Origin of the sequence: Zunongwangia pacifica (assembly GCF_023499215.1) — a bacterium.
Taxonomy (GTDB): Bacteria; Bacteroidota; Bacteroidia; order Flavobacteriales; family Flavobacteriaceae; genus Zunongwangia; species Zunongwangia pacifica.
The window spans coordinates 179,379-196,409 of record NZ_JAKHSK010000003.1; the positions used below are offsets into that span (position 1 = coordinate 179,379).

Here is a 17,031-nt window from a genome sequence, read left to right on the forward strand (position 1 = left end):
AAGTGTTTAATTTGACTTCAAAAGTAATATTATTTAGAAATTAAGCTGCTTTCCTATAAGAAATGATTATTTTCGCATCGAAATTTTGGTTCGGTAATACCGATTAAAAGGGAATCAGGAAAAGTTAGAAGATTAGAAGTTAGCACTACAAAATAGGTGTAGTTTATTTAAATCTTCTTTTCATTAAACCTGAGCTGTTCCCGCAACTGTAAGCTTTGTTCCCAATTGGGAATGCTTGTAAAAAACTTCAAAAACCACTGTCTTTATATAGATGGGAAGGTAATTTACAGGACGCTAGCCAGGAGACCTGCCAGAGATAATTAAAAACGGATTGACTTTCGGGATAAAAGTCGCTGGCAAATGAACAAACAACTACTTTTTTTACTAGTAGCCTTAGGGCTTTTTGGGTCTAAACTATATTCTCAATCGGGAAAAATTACGGTTTTAGATACCGTGATGCTAAGTGACGAAAAACTGGAAAAGTTTTCGACCGGGCAGCATGTTACGCAACTTTCAGATTCTCTGCTTACCTTTAATAATCCTTTACTTACCGAGGTTTTAAATTTTAATACCCCAATTTATTTTAAGGAAAACGGACTTGGGATGGTTTCTTCTCCTTCGTTCAGAGGAACATCAGCTTCACAAACCGCGGTGATTTGGAACGGGATTAACATCAATTCCCAATTTAATGGGCAAATTGACTTTAACACGGTAAATAGTGGTGCGTACGATCAAATTTCGGTTCGTGGCGGGGGCGGAAGTGTGGTTTATGGTACCGGAGCCATTGGTGGAAGCATTCATCTTAATAATACCTTATCATTCAAAAAACAACAGGATCATCATCTTTTACTGCGCTATGGGAGTTTTAATACACTCGATGCACGTTACAACTTTAAAACTGCCCAAAATAACTGGAGCCTAAATTTAGCAATTTCCAGAAATAGCAGTGATAATGATTACGATTATCCCAATGATCTTGGTAAAAACCTAAATGGAGCTTTTTATAATAATTCAGCAAATGTGACGCTGGGGTATCGCTTTAATGCTAAAAATACGCTTAAACTTATTAGTGAGCTCTATGATGGAGAGCGTCATTTTTCACTAATTCGGGCTTCAGAAAATCGTACCAAATACATCGATCGGTCTTATCGCAATTTGGTAGAATGGAATAGTGAATTTTCCAATTTTACCCAAATAACCAGATTTGCATTTATACAAGAAGAATATCAATATTACGGAAATATCGAAAGTGATAATTTTACCCTCGGAAATGCCCATAGTTACATTGGGAAATACGATTTGGCCTATAAAGCTTCAAAGGATATCCTGCTAAATGCGGTGATCCAAAATACGTATACAGAAGGAGAGGGGAGTAGCATTGCTGAAAATGATCGAAATATATTTTCAGCAGCAATTTTAATAAAACATGCGCTTAATGATAAATTTCAATATGAAATGGGTTTGCGTAAGGAAGCTACCGATAACTATGATAGTCCGCTTTTATATTCTTTTGGCGCCAATTATGAGTTTAGTGATCTTTACACCTTAAAATTTAATGCTTCCAGAAATTTTAGGGTTCCAACCTATAACGATTTGTACTGGGCCTCATCGGGGAATCCAGATTTAAACCCGGAAACTTCAGATCAGACAGAAATCGGAAGTATTTTCAATATTGCAAATTTCGAATTAGGACTTACATTTTTTTACAATCAGGTAGAAGATATGATTCGCTGGTTACCGGGAGCAGATGGTGTTTGGCGACCAGGTAACGAAGATAAAGTGGAGATCTATGGCATCGAATCTTACATCAACTGGCAAAAAAAGCTGACTGAAGATCAAATTTTAAGTGCCAATTTTAACTATGCCTATAACGTTTCAGAAAACGATAAAACTAACCGACAATTAATTTATGTTCCGTTCCATAAACTGAATGGAAATATTACGTATCAAATTAATCGTTTTACACCATCCCTTCAGTTTTTATATACCGGAAAGGTGTTTACAAGAACCGATCATAGTGATGAACTTTCGAGTTATTTTTTAACCAATCTGGGACTTTCCTATGCTATGGATAAGCAAAGGAACTGGCAGTTGGGCGTGAAAGTAAACAACCTATTTAATACCGAATATCAAAATGTAGAAAACCGGTGGATGCCGGGAGTTAATTTTAATATATATCTGAATTTTAAATTTTAATACTCAACCAATGAAAATGAACAAATTTTTAGCCTTGGGAGTCGTTGCGACTTCTTTATTTTTTGGCTCGTGTAGCAGTGATGATGATTTTATTGTCGACAGTAGTAATGATAATGAAGAACCTACGGAAGAACCAGAAAATCAGCCTTATGAAGACGGTGTATTTGTTTTAAATGAAGGGAACATGGCTGCAGGATCTGTTTCGTTCTTAAATGAAGATTTAAGTGCTGTAGAAAATAGTATTTTTAAAACAGTAAACCCTGATTTGGAACTAGGTGGTTATTTACAGTCTATTTTTTTTGATGGAGATTTAGCCTATATTATCTCTAATGCTTCCAATATAATTACTGTAGTGGATCGCGAGACTTTCGAATATAAGGGAGTTGTGGATAGCGGTTTAAATGTTCCTTATTACGGAGTGGCATATAACGGAAAAGCTTATGTTTCTAACCTTGCAGATTTTAATACTGGAGAGGATGACTTTATTGCGGTAATCGACCTGGAAACGTTAGAAGTAGAGAAAACTATCGTTGCAGGTACTTATCTTGACGATGTTGATGAAGAAGATGGTCTTATTTATGTACAGGGATCTTCTTTTGGTAATGGAAATTCAATTCATGTTTTTGATCCGGCCACTAATTCTATAAGCTATACATTTACTACTAATGCCGGTTTAAATTCTTTTGAAATTGAAGATGATCATCTTTATGTTTTATCTAAAACTCAGCTTCAGGTATTCGATTTAAATACGAATGAAGAAATTAACACTATAAATTTCCCAGAAGAAATTACAAGTGCTAAAAATCTGGTAATCGAAGATAATATGATTTATTTTACTGTAGAATCAGCAGTTTATACAATGGCTGAGAATGCTACTGAATTTCCTGATGCCAGTTTATTTAGTCTGGATGAAGTAACAACACTTTATGCGTTTGATGTTGAAGGTGATATGATTTGGACAGGAGATGCTAAAGATTATGTTTCAGGAGGTGCAGTAAGAGTATACTCTTTATCTGGAGATGTGATGCATGAATTTATCGTTGGGTTAATACCCAACAGTTTCTATTTTAACGACTAGCCTTTTTTGTACCCAATCTTTAGAAAACTTTAATATTCCAAAGGAAATTAGATAAAAAAGTTTTCGTTTTAAAATAGTATCGATATTTAGCGAAAGCTAATAAGATACGATCACCTATGAAAAAGCCCCGGATTTCCGGGGCTTTTAATTTTTAAAAAAGAAGGTATTTTTAATTTCTTAAGTTTAAGCTAGGTAATTCATCGATATACATTCTTTTATAATTAGGTTTTAAAGCATTACGCTCTTTAAATTCCTTATAATTTATTTGCATTCTTTTAGATGCAAAAGATTGTTTTTGTGCTTTTCCTGTGATGGCACTAATGGCAGCAGCTAAAAGTGGTTCAGACGGGTCACCCAGAGTTCCAAAACTATCTAACTCTTCTTCAATTTTAATATCAGGCACAATTCCCTCATAGGGCACCACAATATCATTGGCATTTACAGATTCATATACCAAAGGCTGTATCGCATATTTATGATTAGGATTTGCATTTTTTCTAGCAAAATTTTCCCCATCATACAAGGTTACCGAAGCTTGAGATTTACCGGTTGTTCTGGTACCAATGGTCGTTACGTTTATATAGGGTTTTAAGCCGTTAATCACTAATTCACTGGCCGATGCCGTACTGGAAGTGCCTATAACGTATAAATTATTTAGGTTTAATTTATTGATGGCCACATTATTATCAATATGATCTGTAAAATAATCGAATAAACCATCTGGATCGGTTGCTAAAAAGTAATTTTGATAGCTTTCATTCCATCGTTGTTTGGCAAAAATTTCACCGGTATTTGATCCTGTAATCATACTGGCTAAACGCGTAGCTGAACTTACACGGCCACCGCCATTGTACCTTAGGTCTAAAACGAGATTATCAATATTTTCAGCTTTAAAATAACCAAAAGCATCATTTAGCTCCCCATCAAAATCGGCAACAAAACTATTGTACATTAAATACCCAATTTTTTTACCGTCTATTTCGATCACTTTTTGAATTAGAATTGGGTTTTCGGTAATCTCTGTATTAGCTATGGTAACTTCTTCTCCGGTTTCCTCAACAGTGTTGCCATTTAATTGCGCTAAAGAAAACGTCACCGATGGGCTGGATAGCAACGAAGCATAATTACTTGTATTTAGAGACTCTCCGTTAATTCTGGTAAATAAATCACCTCTTTCAATAGCAGTGCCTTCAGCGTTACTACCTGGAATTATATAACGTACAACTCCAAAAATATCGTTTGAACCCGAAAAAAGATATAATCTATAATCGACACCTGTAGATTTTGAAATTCCGTTAAAACTATTTTCTAATTCTATGTAATCGTCTGTTATAAAGCTAAATCGGTCCAAAGCCACCGTTAAATCATCAAATAGATCTTCAGGGCTATCCATACTGGCCAGATAGTCTTTGTAAGCATCTTCATCTGAAAAATAATTATCCGCTAATTGGGGTACGTCAGCTTTATAAAGATAGATCTCATTCATACCTCTATAAATGAAATCGGCGATTTCCATATAGCTGGCATCTCTTACTTCATCATCCATATCATCGGCACAGGACATCAATAAACCACCACAAAGGAATGTGAATAGTAGTAATCTTTTCATTTTCATGCGTTTCATTTAAAGTTATTGTTAAAAAAAGCTAAAGTAGGGACAAAACAAATAAATTAAAAAAGTTTTGTAACAAAATAAATTGTCGTCCGTCGTAAAGATGAAAGGGTAGTAAAAAACCAACCATCAATTAAATGAAAGAACAAAAATTCTTAAATATCATCAACCCTTTTAAGGATAAGATTTATCGTTTGGCCCTAAGATTGCTCACCTCTAAAGAAGCGGCGCAAGATGCTACTCAGGATGTGATCATAAAGCTTTGGAACCAACAAGAAAAAATCAATGATTATGCCAACGTGGAAGCGTTTGCTATGACGGTTACCAAGAATTATTGTTACGATCAGTTAAAGCTTAAGCAAAACAATAATCTTAGGATTGTACATACAAATTATGATAATAACGAAATCTCTGGACAACGACAACTTGAACTGAAAGATGAAATGCAGTGGATTACCGAAATTTTAAAAACATTACCCGAACAACAGCAGGCTATTTTTCAGTTAAGAGATGTAGAGCAATACGAATTCGAAGAGATTTGTAAGATCATGAATATGAAAAATACGGCGGTAAGAGTAGCGCTTTCCCGTGCAAGAAAAAAAATTAAAGAAAGTCTTATAAAACAACATAGCTATGGAATTGGATAGAATAGACATGCTTTTAAAAAAGTATGATGCTGCTAAAACAAGCCTTGCTGAAGAACAGGAGCTACAGGAGTATTTTGATAGTGGCCAGGTTGCACAGCGACATAAAGCTTATCAATTAATGTTTGGTTTTTCAGCTTTTAACAGAAAGGAAACTTTAGAAGTTATCCCTCAGTTAAAAACAAAAAAGAAAAAAACAAAGCTAAAACCACAATCCTGGATGTACGCGGCAGCGATGATCGCTTTGATCTTCAGTATATTTTTCTTTAAAAATCAGGATGCTGGTTTAAATTCAGAAAACTTAGGTCAGTTAACCGAAGAAGAAATGGCGTATCAACAAACAAAGCAAACCCTTCAGATGATTTCAAAATTAATGAATGAAGGAAAAGAAGATTTAAAGTATTTAAAAGAGTTTAGTAACCCTACACAGAAAATAATCAACAACAAATAACAAAGAAAAATGAAACGAATAGTAATAATTATAGTCCTTTTTATGGCTCCGTTTTTGGCGCAATCACAGGATTTTGCCAAGTATGAAAATATGAAAGACGTCGATGCAATGGTCATGACCAGCAAGATGTTTAAAATGTTATCTAAGGTAGATCTTAGCGAAGGAGATCCTGAAGCTAAAAAATACATGGATATGATCGAAAATCTTAGCGAGATACGATTGTACAAAACAAACGCATCTTCTATTAGAAGCCAGATGTCTAAAGATTTTGAAGCCTATTTAAATAAAGGCTCTTTAGACGAGTTAATGCGAATTAAAGACTCTGGGAAAAACATCAAATTTTACTCAAAGTCAGACGGGAAAAACGATGATATCGTAAAAGAGTTGTTAATGTTTATGGATGGTGACGAAGGAGGTGAGCCAATCTCTGTAATTTTAAGAATTACCGGGCAAATTGATCTTACACAGTTATCAAAATTAACTTCAGATCTTAATGTTCCGGGAGCAGATCAATTAAAAAACGCAAAATCTAAAAACTAAGAATTATGAAAATCATCAAAACCATCGGTTTTATAGGAATAAGTCTTTTAATGTTAGCGTGTAGTAAGGAAAAGACCCTACAAAAGTATTATGTAGAAAATCAGGATGACAGTAAATTTATTTCTTTAGATATTCCTACCAGTCTTTTTGCTAATACAGATCATTTAGAGCCAGAGCAGCGTAAAACATTAGAAAGTGTTCGTAAAATAAATGTACTTGCTTATCCTTTAAAGGCAGAAAATGAATCTTTTGATGCTGAAAAAGCTGAATTAGAAGAAATCCTTAGTAATGATAAATATCAGTTGCTAATGAAATACGGAAGCAATGATAGAAAGGGAGCGCTTTATTTTACTGGAGAAGAAGATGCGATAGACGAAATTGTCGCTTTTGGATATGATACCGAACGCGGAATGGGAGTAGCCAGGATTTTAGGAAAGGATATGAATCCTCAAAAAATTATGGAACTTGTAAAATCCTTGGACGCTGAAGATATTAATGCAGAAGGCCTAAAAGGCTTTGCCGAAATGATTGGTGGAGACTCCAGCCATGTCAAAATCACCAAAGATTCTACAGAGGTGAAATCTGGTATCTCTATCGATGTAAAAGTAGATACCGTATCTAAAGGAAATTAGTTTGTTGTAATTTAATTAAGTTGAAGAGAAAGGGAATGCCGCGGCATTCCCTTTTTTATTCGATAATCGAGATTACATCCCTTATAACCTGAGTTCGATTTATGAAAATTCCGGAAGCTGAGTGAAATTTTTCTGAAAATTTTATATCGAAACTTCTATTTTGGTAACATTTCGATACAAATTTCAATGAAGATTCACTCAATGGCCCAAAACGCCAATAACAATCGAACTTATGGATATAGTTTTCCCAAAGAGAGTTTATCTAATAATATTGATTTTTATAAAAGATCGTAATTTTTGTTTGGAGTGAATCCTAAAGGTGTTACTTAACACAAGAAATGCATTTAATACAATAATGCTGCCCAAAATATAATTGTTGCTATATGGTGTATGGAAACTTTCAATATTACTCTGAAAGAGTCGGTTTATTAATGGTAATATATGGGGAGTGAAAACCATATAAATAAATGTGGTCAGTGCAAAAGCGAAAATACCCCAGGTAAGCTTTGTATTTATAATGGTCTTGGAAATTGTATCTATTCCTTCGATCTGGTCTTTTTTCCAAACCCACATGATCGCCGGAACAAAACAACTTAAAATAAGAATTATTGGATTTGTACTTCCCCACCAAAAAGCAAAAATTAGTGTAGATAGTGCAGAGAGGTTTAGGGCTTTAAGGTACTGTAAATCGTAAATAGCCCTGGTGTTTTTAGATAATTCTTCAATAGAAATTCCAAAAGCCACTGATACTTTTTTAAGAGAATCGGCATTTGGCATACTATCACTGTTTTCCATACGCTGTATAGTGCGAACACTTAATCCCGAATGTTCTGCCAGTGTTTCCTGAGAAAAGCCTTTTTGGATTCTAAAATTTTTAATGCGGTTTAATAAATTTTGATTTTCCATAAATTGTTCGATTTTTGATTAATAACATTTTAACTAGAATATCTGTGTACAAATGTACCAGTCAAAATCACGAAACCGCCGGTCATTTTAACGACATTTTACTGCCATATTTATGTGATGTTCACGACAAATTTTTCATTTCTGGTAATTTAGCTATAAGCTTTTTGTTTTTTTTACATCTACTCTCACGGTAGATCAATAAAATCTAATTGATCATTTCTATAACAAAAGTCTCCAGTAGTTTTTAATTATTCTAAAATCAAATTTCTGTTTTTCGCATATTTCGCAGCATATTTTAAATTGAGTTTTATTTCCTGAGTGGGATCAAGGCTAAAATTCCATTGCACCTCACCATTTTCTTTAGTCAATTTTCCGTTAGAAATATTTTCGATTTCCAGAGAAATATCTTCGGAAGTGGCCACTGGCACCTGATCCAGTATAATCATATTTATAGGCTCATTTTTATTGTTTTTTACTGAAATTTCCCATTCTCTAATTTCCACTTTTTTATTCCCTATAAATTGCTTTTCGGTAAAGTCTTGGATTTTTTGGCGATTTACCGATACTTTCTTATCGATACCTAAAGAAATTTCCAGCGTATCGGTAATATATCTTACATCCATTAAAGATTTACCAATGTAGGTACCTTCAAAGAAGATATTGGCTTCACCCTCCAAAAGATTATATTGTTCCCAGTTATTAATATTAGCGATTAAAAAGGCGTCTTTTTGAATTTTAGGAACCGCATAATACTGGTATTGTGCCGGCAACTCGTAAGTTGTCATTTCAACCACATAATTTTTGTTGTCTGAATTAATGGTATAAGGCATTTCAATTTCAAAATCTATCGTGGTTTGATTCTCTTTTTGAACACTGGGAACAGGAATACTTTCGTTTTTCTTTTTAGCACCTACAGAAAGCCCGGCAACTTTTCCTGCCAGTGCCCGGCTTATATTTTTATCACTTTTTCCGTATCCTACTACAACCACTTCATCCAGCGCGCTCACATCTTCATTTAACATGACATTTATGGTACCTCCATTAGCTTGTATGTCCTGAGTTTCGAAACCTACAAATGAAAAACTTAATCTGCTTTCCTCATTAGGTATAGTGATAGAGTAATACCCATCAAAGTCGGTTACGGTACCAATAGTAGTTCCTTTAACCATCACACTTGTCCCTGGTAAAGGATTTCCATCTCTATCTACAACTTTACCACTAACCGCATTATTTGCCAGGTTATAAGATGGCGGTAAAGTGTTATAACCTAAATAATAGGTTTTTAATTTGGGAGCCATTCCCGAAGTATTAGGATTTGCTGAAGAAAATTTAAGTTTTACATTTTTCCAATCAACTTTAGTATCCTGTTTTACATTGGCTTTATACACCAGATTAATAGGTTCATTAATGTTTTTAGCCCTAATATCGTAAGAAGGGAACCAACCTGCATTTGCCACAAGATAACTAAGTTCAATAGGGAAAGAGGTTTTTTGTTTAGCATCGATTTTTACTAAGATTTCACCGTTGGGATATTCCTTTTTACTACTAATGGTATTTATCTGGTTTTCGATTTTGGTCTTTTCTTCAACTAATTTTTCAATAGTTCTCACGCGTTCCACTTCACTCAATTTAAGCTCGGTTAATTTTTTTCCGTAGAATTCAGCTGCCTGTTGCAAATTAGAAACATTAACCTGCTGGTTTTTTCCGCCAATATCACGGTTTTCCTGTAGAAAAGCGATTTGTTCCCGAATAATAGACAAATAGGTATTTTCTGTTTCTAGTTTTCGGTTTATTTCACTCATTTTGTTTTCAAAGCTTTCTAATTCTGAAGACTTCTGTAATTCATTTAAAAAGTTTTGTTGATGATTTACTGAAAGTACCGTGATATTTCCTTCAGCCTTAACCTGAACGCTTTTAGCATCGATAAAGGGAGAGAGGTTGGTGAATTTTAAGATAGAAATTCCATGGTCAACAGTAACATTCTTTTTCCTGGAAACCTGGGCTCCTTCCAGAAAAACAGTTACGTCGTTGACGTTGGTAGTGATTTCTTTTTCATTATTATTTTGTGCAGTAAGCGGAATAGCTAGAAAAGCCAGAAGTAAGAGATTGATGATTTTCATAATATGATAAGTGTATAGACTTATCTAAAGATAATAAAATAAGCAAAGGCTAACTGTTCTGGCTAAAACATTTTTACCTATAAGTTAGGTTTTGCTTAAAAAAAGGCCGGAAAAGTTCCGGCCGATTTTGGGTCATTTTAAAACCTATTATTCTATGGCTTTTTTTAAAGCTGCTTCACCACCAACAACAGGAATATTGATAGACGTTTCATCCAAATCTATGGTGAGTTCAGTTCCGGGTTCTGGGTGTAAGGTAAAGTTTTTATCACTAGAGAAAATCATTAATCCAATTTGCTGTCCTTTTGGAATAATTTGATCGTCTGGGATCAGATCAAAACTCAGTTCATAAAATTTACCTGGTTTTAAGGGTTCACTCTCTGTAATAGACTTGTAATTTTGAGGATCTGCCCAACCTCGGGTAATAATATTATCTGTTATTTTTGTATTTCGACCTTCTGTCCACGGTAAAGCGACCATCCAAACAGAAAGGTTCGCCGCAGGTTTACTGCTCGCTAATTTTATTTTTATGGTTGAAATTCCTGAAAGATGCACCTCTTCTTTTAAAGGCGGGGTTACAAAAAGTAAACGATGATCTGTATATTCAGCTTGCGCCAGGGTTTCACCACTAAATGAATAATTATCGACTAAGGTTTCTTTACCCTGATTATTTTGCTTTTCGATGTTAAGACCTCCGGTTTTTGGAGCCCCTTTGCTTAAGTACAAGGTAACCTCTTTTGCTTCCGGATTTGGGTAATTAGGGTAAGGCGTTGGTTCTTGAGGATTGTCATTTTCTCTAACAATCCATGCTTTGGGATCCTCTTCTACGCCATTGTCAATTCCGAATAAATAATGTGTAAACCAACGATTCATCATTCGTAAAGGTGGTGGCCCGCCGTGCCCGTTCTGGTGATAATAGATCTGGGTTGGTAATCCCATTTCTTCAGCTTTTTTATAAATGCGGTAGCTATGCTCTGGCATTACATTCCAATCATTAAAGCCGTGAGACATAAGTAAAGCCGCTTTCATAGGCTTCATATCATTTAGATAATCACGACCAGCCCAAAAATCGTTATAATCACCGGTAATTCGATCCAGGTTATTTCTCATTTCAGTATCACGAACGGTTTTGTTAGCATAGGCTCTTTTCGATTCGTCGCCACTATGTATAAAGTCATACAGCACATCAATATCTTCACCTAGATAACCACCAGGCGATCTTACCAGTCCGTTAGACCGATAATAATGATAGTATGAGGTATTTGGCGCTACCGGAATTATAGCTTCCAGTCCATCAACTCCGGTGGTGGCTGCAGCAAGTGGAATGGTTCCGTTATAGGAAGTTCCGGTCATTCCAACTTTCCCGGTAGACCAGTAGGCTTTTACTTCTTCATCACCTGTACGCTCGGTATATCCTTTTGCACGGCCATTTAACCAGTCGATTACCGCTTTTGGAGCAAGAGATTCATTATCGCCGCCAACGGTAGGCGAACCATCAGATAATCCTGTCCCGGGAGAAGAAGAGTGGACTACGATATAACCGCGAGGTACCCATGTTCCGACTTGGGAATTCGAAATAACTGGTCGTTCACCTCGTCTCACTACTTCAGGATGAACACGCTCTTTAGGGGTTTCTCCAAGCTCCTGATTTACATTCCAAAAAATACCTTCGCCCAAACCGGCAGTACCGGCATAATAAGGACTTGATTCATAAATAATTGGAAGTTTTAATCCCTGGGTTTCGGTTTGTTCCGGCCGGGTAACGTCTACATGCATACGATCTGGCTTGCCGTCGCCATCGGTATCAAATTCGGTTTCCACCCAAAGGTCATGTCTTATCCATTTTGAGGGATCCTCAAATTCAGGTACAATCTGTGCTTCTCCGTTTTCAAAAATAGGTTTTACTTTTTCTTGGGCCAGTGTAATGCTTGTGATAAAGCAGGCTATCCAGAAAATTGCGTTTGTTTTTTTTATCATTCTTTAAATTGATTAAGTGAGATTTGTGATAAATATAAACATTTAGGTTTATTGGTACCGCATAAGGGAATACCCGTCCCGATAACAATCTGGATATTTTGAAATAAAAAGCAAGTTTTCGATATATGCTTATTGGGCTTGACCTTAGGGAGTTTATTTGGGTTGGCTAGAGTTTGCTTATTCGTTGCGAATTAAGAACCACACAGATTAGCAGGCTGGCAAGCAATAAAAGAATTTGGGAAACCGTAAAATTATGATCAATTAAAAAGCCCACTATTAAAGGTCCCAAAGCAGTACTTACGACCATAAACATGGTGAATATACTTCTAATTGCTCCCAGGTTTTTAGTACCGTACATTTCAGCAATGATAGCCGTTTTTACCGTACCCGAAATTCCTGTTGTTATTCCTGCCAGGATCAAAAAAGCCAATGCCCCCATAATACTATCCATAAAAGCAAAAGGTAAAAGACCAATATTAAGAGGAATCAGATAAAACCGGAACAGCTTTTTAGCGGTGTATTTATCTACCCAAACGCCACCAAACAGCGAAAATACGAGTCTGGTGATCGCGTAAGCAGTAAAAAATGAAGCATAGAGGGTGGCAGACCACTGTTTTTCTTCCACAAAAATATATTGATAGAAAAATACGGCAGTATTAATAAAACTTACCGCGAAAACAGCCGGCATCAAAATTCCGAATTTTCGGTTGAAGATGATTTCTTTATAATTACGAGCAATTTTTTTTGCTGATTTTCCCTTTATTTTAATGAGCTGTTCATCAAAATGCTTCAAATTCGTGAATTTCAGCTTTATTAAATAGAAAAGCAGTAAAATCCCGCTACATATCGCTGCAATCCTCCAGTTGTAAAAGCTTATGATCGTTGTGATTAAGATGGGTAATATTGCTTCGCCAATAGAAAAGCCTAATGATGAAAAACTCAATGCCTTTCCCCGGTTTTTATCGAAAATTTTTGAGATCAACGTCATGCTTATATGGCTAAGCAAACCCTGCCCAAAAAGGCGGAGCATAATAATGGCAAGGATTAAAACGACAAAATGATAACTACATCCAAGCAGAATGCTGGCAACAGCAAGTCCGCTAATACTAAAAGCGGTAACGGTTTTAGCAGGTTTATGATCTACGGTATGGCCAAGACTTAGCATAAGGATAGAAGCTGTAACCGTACAACCCGCGTAAATAGCACCAAAAGTACCTTCTGAAATTGAAAAAGCTTTTATAATTTCAGGAACGTATAGCGAAATAAGAAAGGTTTGTCCAAAGCTGGAAAGGAAAGTTAAAATCCATCCAAAACTTAATTTTTTAAAATTGGAAATTATAAACCGATAGAAATCTTTCAAATTTGTGGTTTTTACAAATATAGAATTTAGAACTTCGAAGTTAAAACAGCGAGGATTTTCTTTTCTGCTTAAAAAAGATAGAGTAGTTTAGCACATAACCCAACAAATCCCATAGGATAAACTGAAAGCATTAATATATTCGCCCGACTATTGCAATCGTAATTCATATTTTTGGAATAAATAGTAACACACAAATGAATCTGGATACCGTAATTAAAGAGATAAAAAAGCATAAAAAATTACCGAATCTTAAATTTGAGATTAAAGAAAGAACCGAAGCTTTTACCAGGCATTTGTTTTATACCCTATTTGATGAAGATACTGAAGTAGAAGAGAATCTGAAGAAGTTAGGAAAGGAGTTTGAAACACTGGCCGATCTTGTTTGCTGGAAACCTAATACTCCCTGCCGAAATATTTGGGAAGAATACATAGAAAAACTTCCCGAAATTCTTCAAAAATTAAATGCAGATGCACAGGCCATTGCCGATAATGATCCTGCAGCAAATTCTGTAGAAGAAGTTTGTCTCTCATACCCCGGTTTTTTTGCCATCGCTATCTATAGATTAAGTCACGAATTTTACAAATTTGGATTACCACTGGTACCCAGATTAATGACCGAATGTGCGCATAACATAACAGGTACCGATATTAATCCCGGAGCAAAAATCGGAGTTCCGTTTTTTATAGATCACGCCACAGGAGTGGTCATTGGAGAAACCGCGATTATTAAAGACAATGTAAAAATATATCAGGGAGTTACGCTTGGTGCCTTATACGTAGATCGAAATTTGCGAAAATTAAAACGTCATCCGACTATAGAAGATAATGTGACGATATATGCCAATGCCACCATACTTGGCGGCGAAACAGTAATTGGGGCGAATAGTGTGATAGGTGGGAATGTTTGGTTAACCAAATCTGTTCCTGCCAATTCCATGGTTTCTCATACCCCACAAATCAACATTAAAAATACAGCTCAACATGAGTAAATCGATATTCAGATTAATAGGAAATACACCATTAGTAGAAGCCAGAACACTGGTTAAAAACCCGAAAGTAAAATTATATTTTAAGCTCGAAGGGCAAAATCCCGGTGGCAGTGTAAAAGATCGTGCCGCATATAACATGATTAAAAGTGCTTTGGATCGTGGTGAAATCAATGAAGATACCAGGCTTATTGAGGCAACCAGCGGAAATACAGGAATTGCTTTAGCGATGATTGCGGCTATGTTTAAGTTGAACATAGAATTGGTAATGCCAGAAAATGCTACCAAAGAACGTGTACAAACCATGCGAGCTTACGGAGCAAAAGTAACTTTGACCAAGGCGGAAGATGGAATTGAAGGAAGTAGGGATTATGCTGAAGCTAAAGTTGAAAACGAGGGTTACTTTATGTTTAACCAGTTTAGTAATGATGATAACTGGAAAGCACATTATAAAACCACGGGACCCGAAATTTGGGAAGATACGGAGCATAAGGTAACACATTTTGTTTCGAGTATGGGAACTACCGGTACCATTATGGGAACTTCAACCTATTTAAAAGAACAAAATAAAAATATTCAGATTGTAGGGGTACAGCCCACTGATGATAGCAGTATTCCCGGTATTAGAAAATGGCCAAAAGCTTACCTTCCCAGGATATTCGATGAAAGTAAAGTAGATCAGGTAATCGAAGTTAGCGAAGCTGAAGCCCGGGAAATGACTAAACGCCTGGCAAAAGAAGAAGGAATTTTTGCAGGAATGAGTAGTGGTGGGGCGACCGCGGCTGCCATAAAATTATGCGATTCTTTAGAAGAAGGAGTAGTGGTGAGCATAATTTGCGACCGTGGTGATCGTTATTTATCTTCAGATTTGTTTGAAAATTAAAGTTTTATACTTCAAATATCGATTTCTGGGCATATAATTTCTATAAACCTGAAAAATGCGCTATTTTTGCAAAATTGCAGATTAAAACAGGGTATATGGAAGTTTCAGATTTAGGAATTAGCGAGAAGAAGGTAGATAAGCAACTTTATGGCTACCAGCAGAATGATATTGATAAGATTTTTAGTGTTATAGATGAACATCCAGAACATTATAATCTTTTATATCAGTTGCCTACTGGTGGAGGAAAAACGGTAATCTTTTCTGAAATCGTAAGGGAATATATTCAGCGTACCGAAAAGAAAGTGCTTATCCTTACCCACCGTATCGAGCTTTGTAAGCAAACCAATAAAATGCTTACCGATTTTGGGGTTAAGAATAAAATTATTAATAGTAAAGTAAAGGAGCTACCAGATCAGCACGACTACATGTGCTTTGTGGCGATGGTAGAAACTCTAAATAACCGTCTACATGATGATAAACTTGATCTTGAAGACATTGGGATGGTTATTATTGATGAGGCGCATTATAACAGTTTTAGAAAACTTTTTAAGTTTTTCGAAAAATGCTTTATCCTGGGAGTAACTGCAACTCCGCTTAGCTCGAACATAAAATTACCAATGAAGGATAATTACCGCGAATTGATCGTTGGTGATTCTATTTCATCTTTAATTGAAAAAGGTTTCCTTGCCCGTGCCAATATCTATAGCTACAACGTAGGCTTATCGGCATTAAAGGTAGGGATGAACGGGGATTATACCGTAAAATCTTCAGAAGAGCTTTATACGAACATGTCGATGCAGGAGAAGCTTTTAAATGCCTATTTAGAGCGATCTAAGGGGAAGAAGACCCTTATTTTCAATAATGGTATTAATACGTCTGTAGAGGTTTACTATACTTTTAAACAGGCGGGCTATAATATAAGACATTTAGATAATACCACGAGCAAGCAGGATCGTAAGGAAATTTTAAAGTGGTTTAAGCATACGCCAGATGCGATTGTAACATCGGTAAGTATCTTAACTACCGGGTTTGATGAGCCTACAGTAGATACTATTATTCTTAATCGTGCGACAAAATCTTTAACCCTGTATTTCCAGATGATCGGTCGTGGATCTCGTGTGTTACCGGGTAAAAAGGAATTTAACGTGATCGATCTTGGTAATAATATGGCACGTTTTGGGCATTGGAGCGCTCCTGTAGATTGGAAACAAATTTTCCGTTCGCCAGATTTCTATTTTGAAAATCTATTAAGCGACGAAGAAATAGAGCGTGAATTTAAATATGAAATGCCCCCCGAATTACGTCAGCAATTCGCAAATTCTGATAAAGTAGATTTTGATGTTGAAGCGGCCTATGATGATGTAATTAAACGCGGACTTAAATCGAAAGCGGTTTTAGAATGGTCTATGGAACAACATGTAAAAATGTGTGTAGAAAATAGCGAAGATGTATTTGATGCGCGTATTTTAGCAAAAGAATTAAAGGATGATATTTCTTCCAGAATTAAGCAATACTCTTATTGTATTTCTAAAAGTACCAAGAATTACCGCGATTGGTTAGAAGAAGATTATTCCAGAAAATTAAGAATGGCTATTAATAAAGAATTTTAGTCAGTTTTAAATAAAATCAATAAAAACCCTTCGATTTTC

At 35.7% G+C, this 17,031-nt stretch carries 14 protein-coding genes and 1 riboswitch; of the genes, 9 read left to right on the forward strand and 5 right to left on the reverse strand.

Features of this window, described 5'->3' with window-relative positions; all coding sequences use genetic code 11:
• Window positions 1-69 precede the first annotated feature (69 nt).
• Window positions 70-329: riboswitch (cobalamin riboswitch) on the forward strand.
• A 31-nt stretch (window positions 330-360) separates the two neighbouring features.
• Window positions 361-2,196: a TonB-dependent receptor plug domain-containing protein gene (locus L1967_RS03475; protein WP_249600331.1), complete on the forward strand. Its 1,836-nt coding sequence runs from the start codon at window positions 361-363 to the stop codon at window positions 2,194-2,196.
• 16 nt (window positions 2,197-2,212) lie between these two features.
• Window positions 2,213-3,274: a YncE family protein gene (locus L1967_RS03480; RefSeq protein ID WP_249600332.1), complete on the forward strand. Its 1,062-nt coding sequence runs from the start codon at window positions 2,213-2,215 to the stop codon at window positions 3,272-3,274.
• Window positions 3,275-3,443: 169 nt separating this feature from the next.
• Here the strand turns inward: L1967_RS03480 and L1967_RS03485 are convergent, their stop codons facing one another.
• Window positions 3,444-4,883 carry a S41 family peptidase gene (locus L1967_RS03485; protein ID WP_249600333.1) on the reverse strand — a complete coding sequence of 480 codons (1,440 nt, stop codon included), beginning with the start codon at window positions 4,881-4,883 and terminating at the stop codon, window positions 3,444-3,446.
• A gap of 140 nt (window positions 4,884-5,023) precedes the next feature.
• Here L1967_RS03485 and L1967_RS03490 point away from each other — a divergent pair, with 140 nt between their 5' ends.
• From L1967_RS03490 to L1967_RS03505, 4 genes are read left to right on the forward strand one after another with little or no spacing between them, the layout of a single operon-like run.
• Window positions 5,024-5,533: an RNA polymerase sigma factor gene (locus L1967_RS03490; protein WP_249600334.1), complete on the forward strand. Its 510-nt coding sequence runs from the start codon at window positions 5,024-5,026 to the stop codon at window positions 5,531-5,533.
• Entirely contained in the window at window positions 5,520-5,981 is a 462-nt protein-coding gene (locus L1967_RS03495) for a hypothetical protein (RefSeq protein WP_249600335.1), read from the forward strand. The genes L1967_RS03490 and L1967_RS03495 overlap by 14 nt, the downstream gene beginning before the upstream one ends.
• Window positions 5,982-5,990: 9 nt before the next feature.
• Window positions 5,991-6,521: a DUF4252 domain-containing protein gene (locus L1967_RS03500; RefSeq protein WP_249600336.1), complete on the forward strand. Its 531-nt coding sequence runs from the start codon at window positions 5,991-5,993 to the stop codon at window positions 6,519-6,521.
• 5 nt (window positions 6,522-6,526) lie between these two features.
• The gene (locus L1967_RS03505; protein ID WP_249600337.1) at window positions 6,527-7,153 is read left to right on the forward strand and encodes a DUF4252 domain-containing protein; all 627 of its coding nucleotides are present in this window, start codon (window positions 6,527-6,529) and stop codon (window positions 7,151-7,153) included.
• A gap of 258 nt (window positions 7,154-7,411) precedes the next feature.
• Here the strand turns inward: L1967_RS03505 and L1967_RS03510 are convergent, their stop codons facing one another.
• From L1967_RS03510 to L1967_RS03525, 4 genes are all read right to left on the reverse strand, one after another.
• Window positions 7,412-8,059, reverse strand: coding sequence for a helix-turn-helix domain-containing protein (locus tag L1967_RS03510; protein WP_249600338.1), 648 nt, complete (start codon window positions 8,057-8,059; stop codon window positions 7,412-7,414).
• 248 nt (window positions 8,060-8,307) lie between these two features.
• Window positions 8,308-10,179 (reverse strand): mucoidy inhibitor MuiA family protein, encoded by a 1,872-nt coding sequence (locus L1967_RS03515; RefSeq protein WP_249600339.1) that lies wholly within the window; start codon window positions 10,177-10,179, stop codon window positions 8,308-8,310.
• Between the two features lie 147 nt (window positions 10,180-10,326).
• Window positions 10,327-12,153 carry a Xaa-Pro dipeptidyl-peptidase gene (locus L1967_RS03520; protein ID WP_249600340.1) on the reverse strand — a complete coding sequence of 609 codons (1,827 nt, stop codon included), beginning with the start codon at window positions 12,151-12,153 and terminating at the stop codon, window positions 10,327-10,329.
• 166 nt (window positions 12,154-12,319) lie between these two features.
• A complete protein-coding gene (locus L1967_RS03525) occupies window positions 12,320-13,513 on the reverse strand; it encodes an MFS transporter (RefSeq protein ID WP_249600341.1) in 1,194 nt (397 codons plus the stop codon).
• A 194-nt stretch (window positions 13,514-13,707) separates the two neighbouring features.
• Between L1967_RS03525 and epsC the strand changes: the two genes are divergently transcribed.
• The 3 genes from epsC to L1967_RS03540 all read left to right on the forward strand — a co-directional run bounded on the left by epsC (window position 13,708) and on the right by L1967_RS03540 (window position 16,992).
• Window positions 13,708-14,502: a serine O-acetyltransferase EpsC gene (epsC, locus tag L1967_RS03530; protein ID WP_249600342.1), complete on the forward strand. Its 795-nt coding sequence runs from the start codon at window positions 13,708-13,710 to the stop codon at window positions 14,500-14,502.
• Window positions 14,495-15,382 carry a cysteine synthase CysM gene (gene cysM, locus L1967_RS03535; RefSeq protein WP_249600343.1) on the forward strand — a complete coding sequence of 296 codons (888 nt, stop codon included), beginning with the start codon at window positions 14,495-14,497 and terminating at the stop codon, window positions 15,380-15,382. Before epsC ends, cysM begins: the two co-directional genes overlap by 8 nt.
• 95 nt (window positions 15,383-15,477) lie before the next feature.
• Window positions 15,478-16,992, forward strand: coding sequence for a DEAD/DEAH box helicase (locus L1967_RS03540; RefSeq protein WP_249600344.1), 1,515 nt, complete (start codon window positions 15,478-15,480; stop codon window positions 16,990-16,992).
• The last annotated feature ends 39 nt before the right edge of the window (window positions 16,993-17,031 follow it).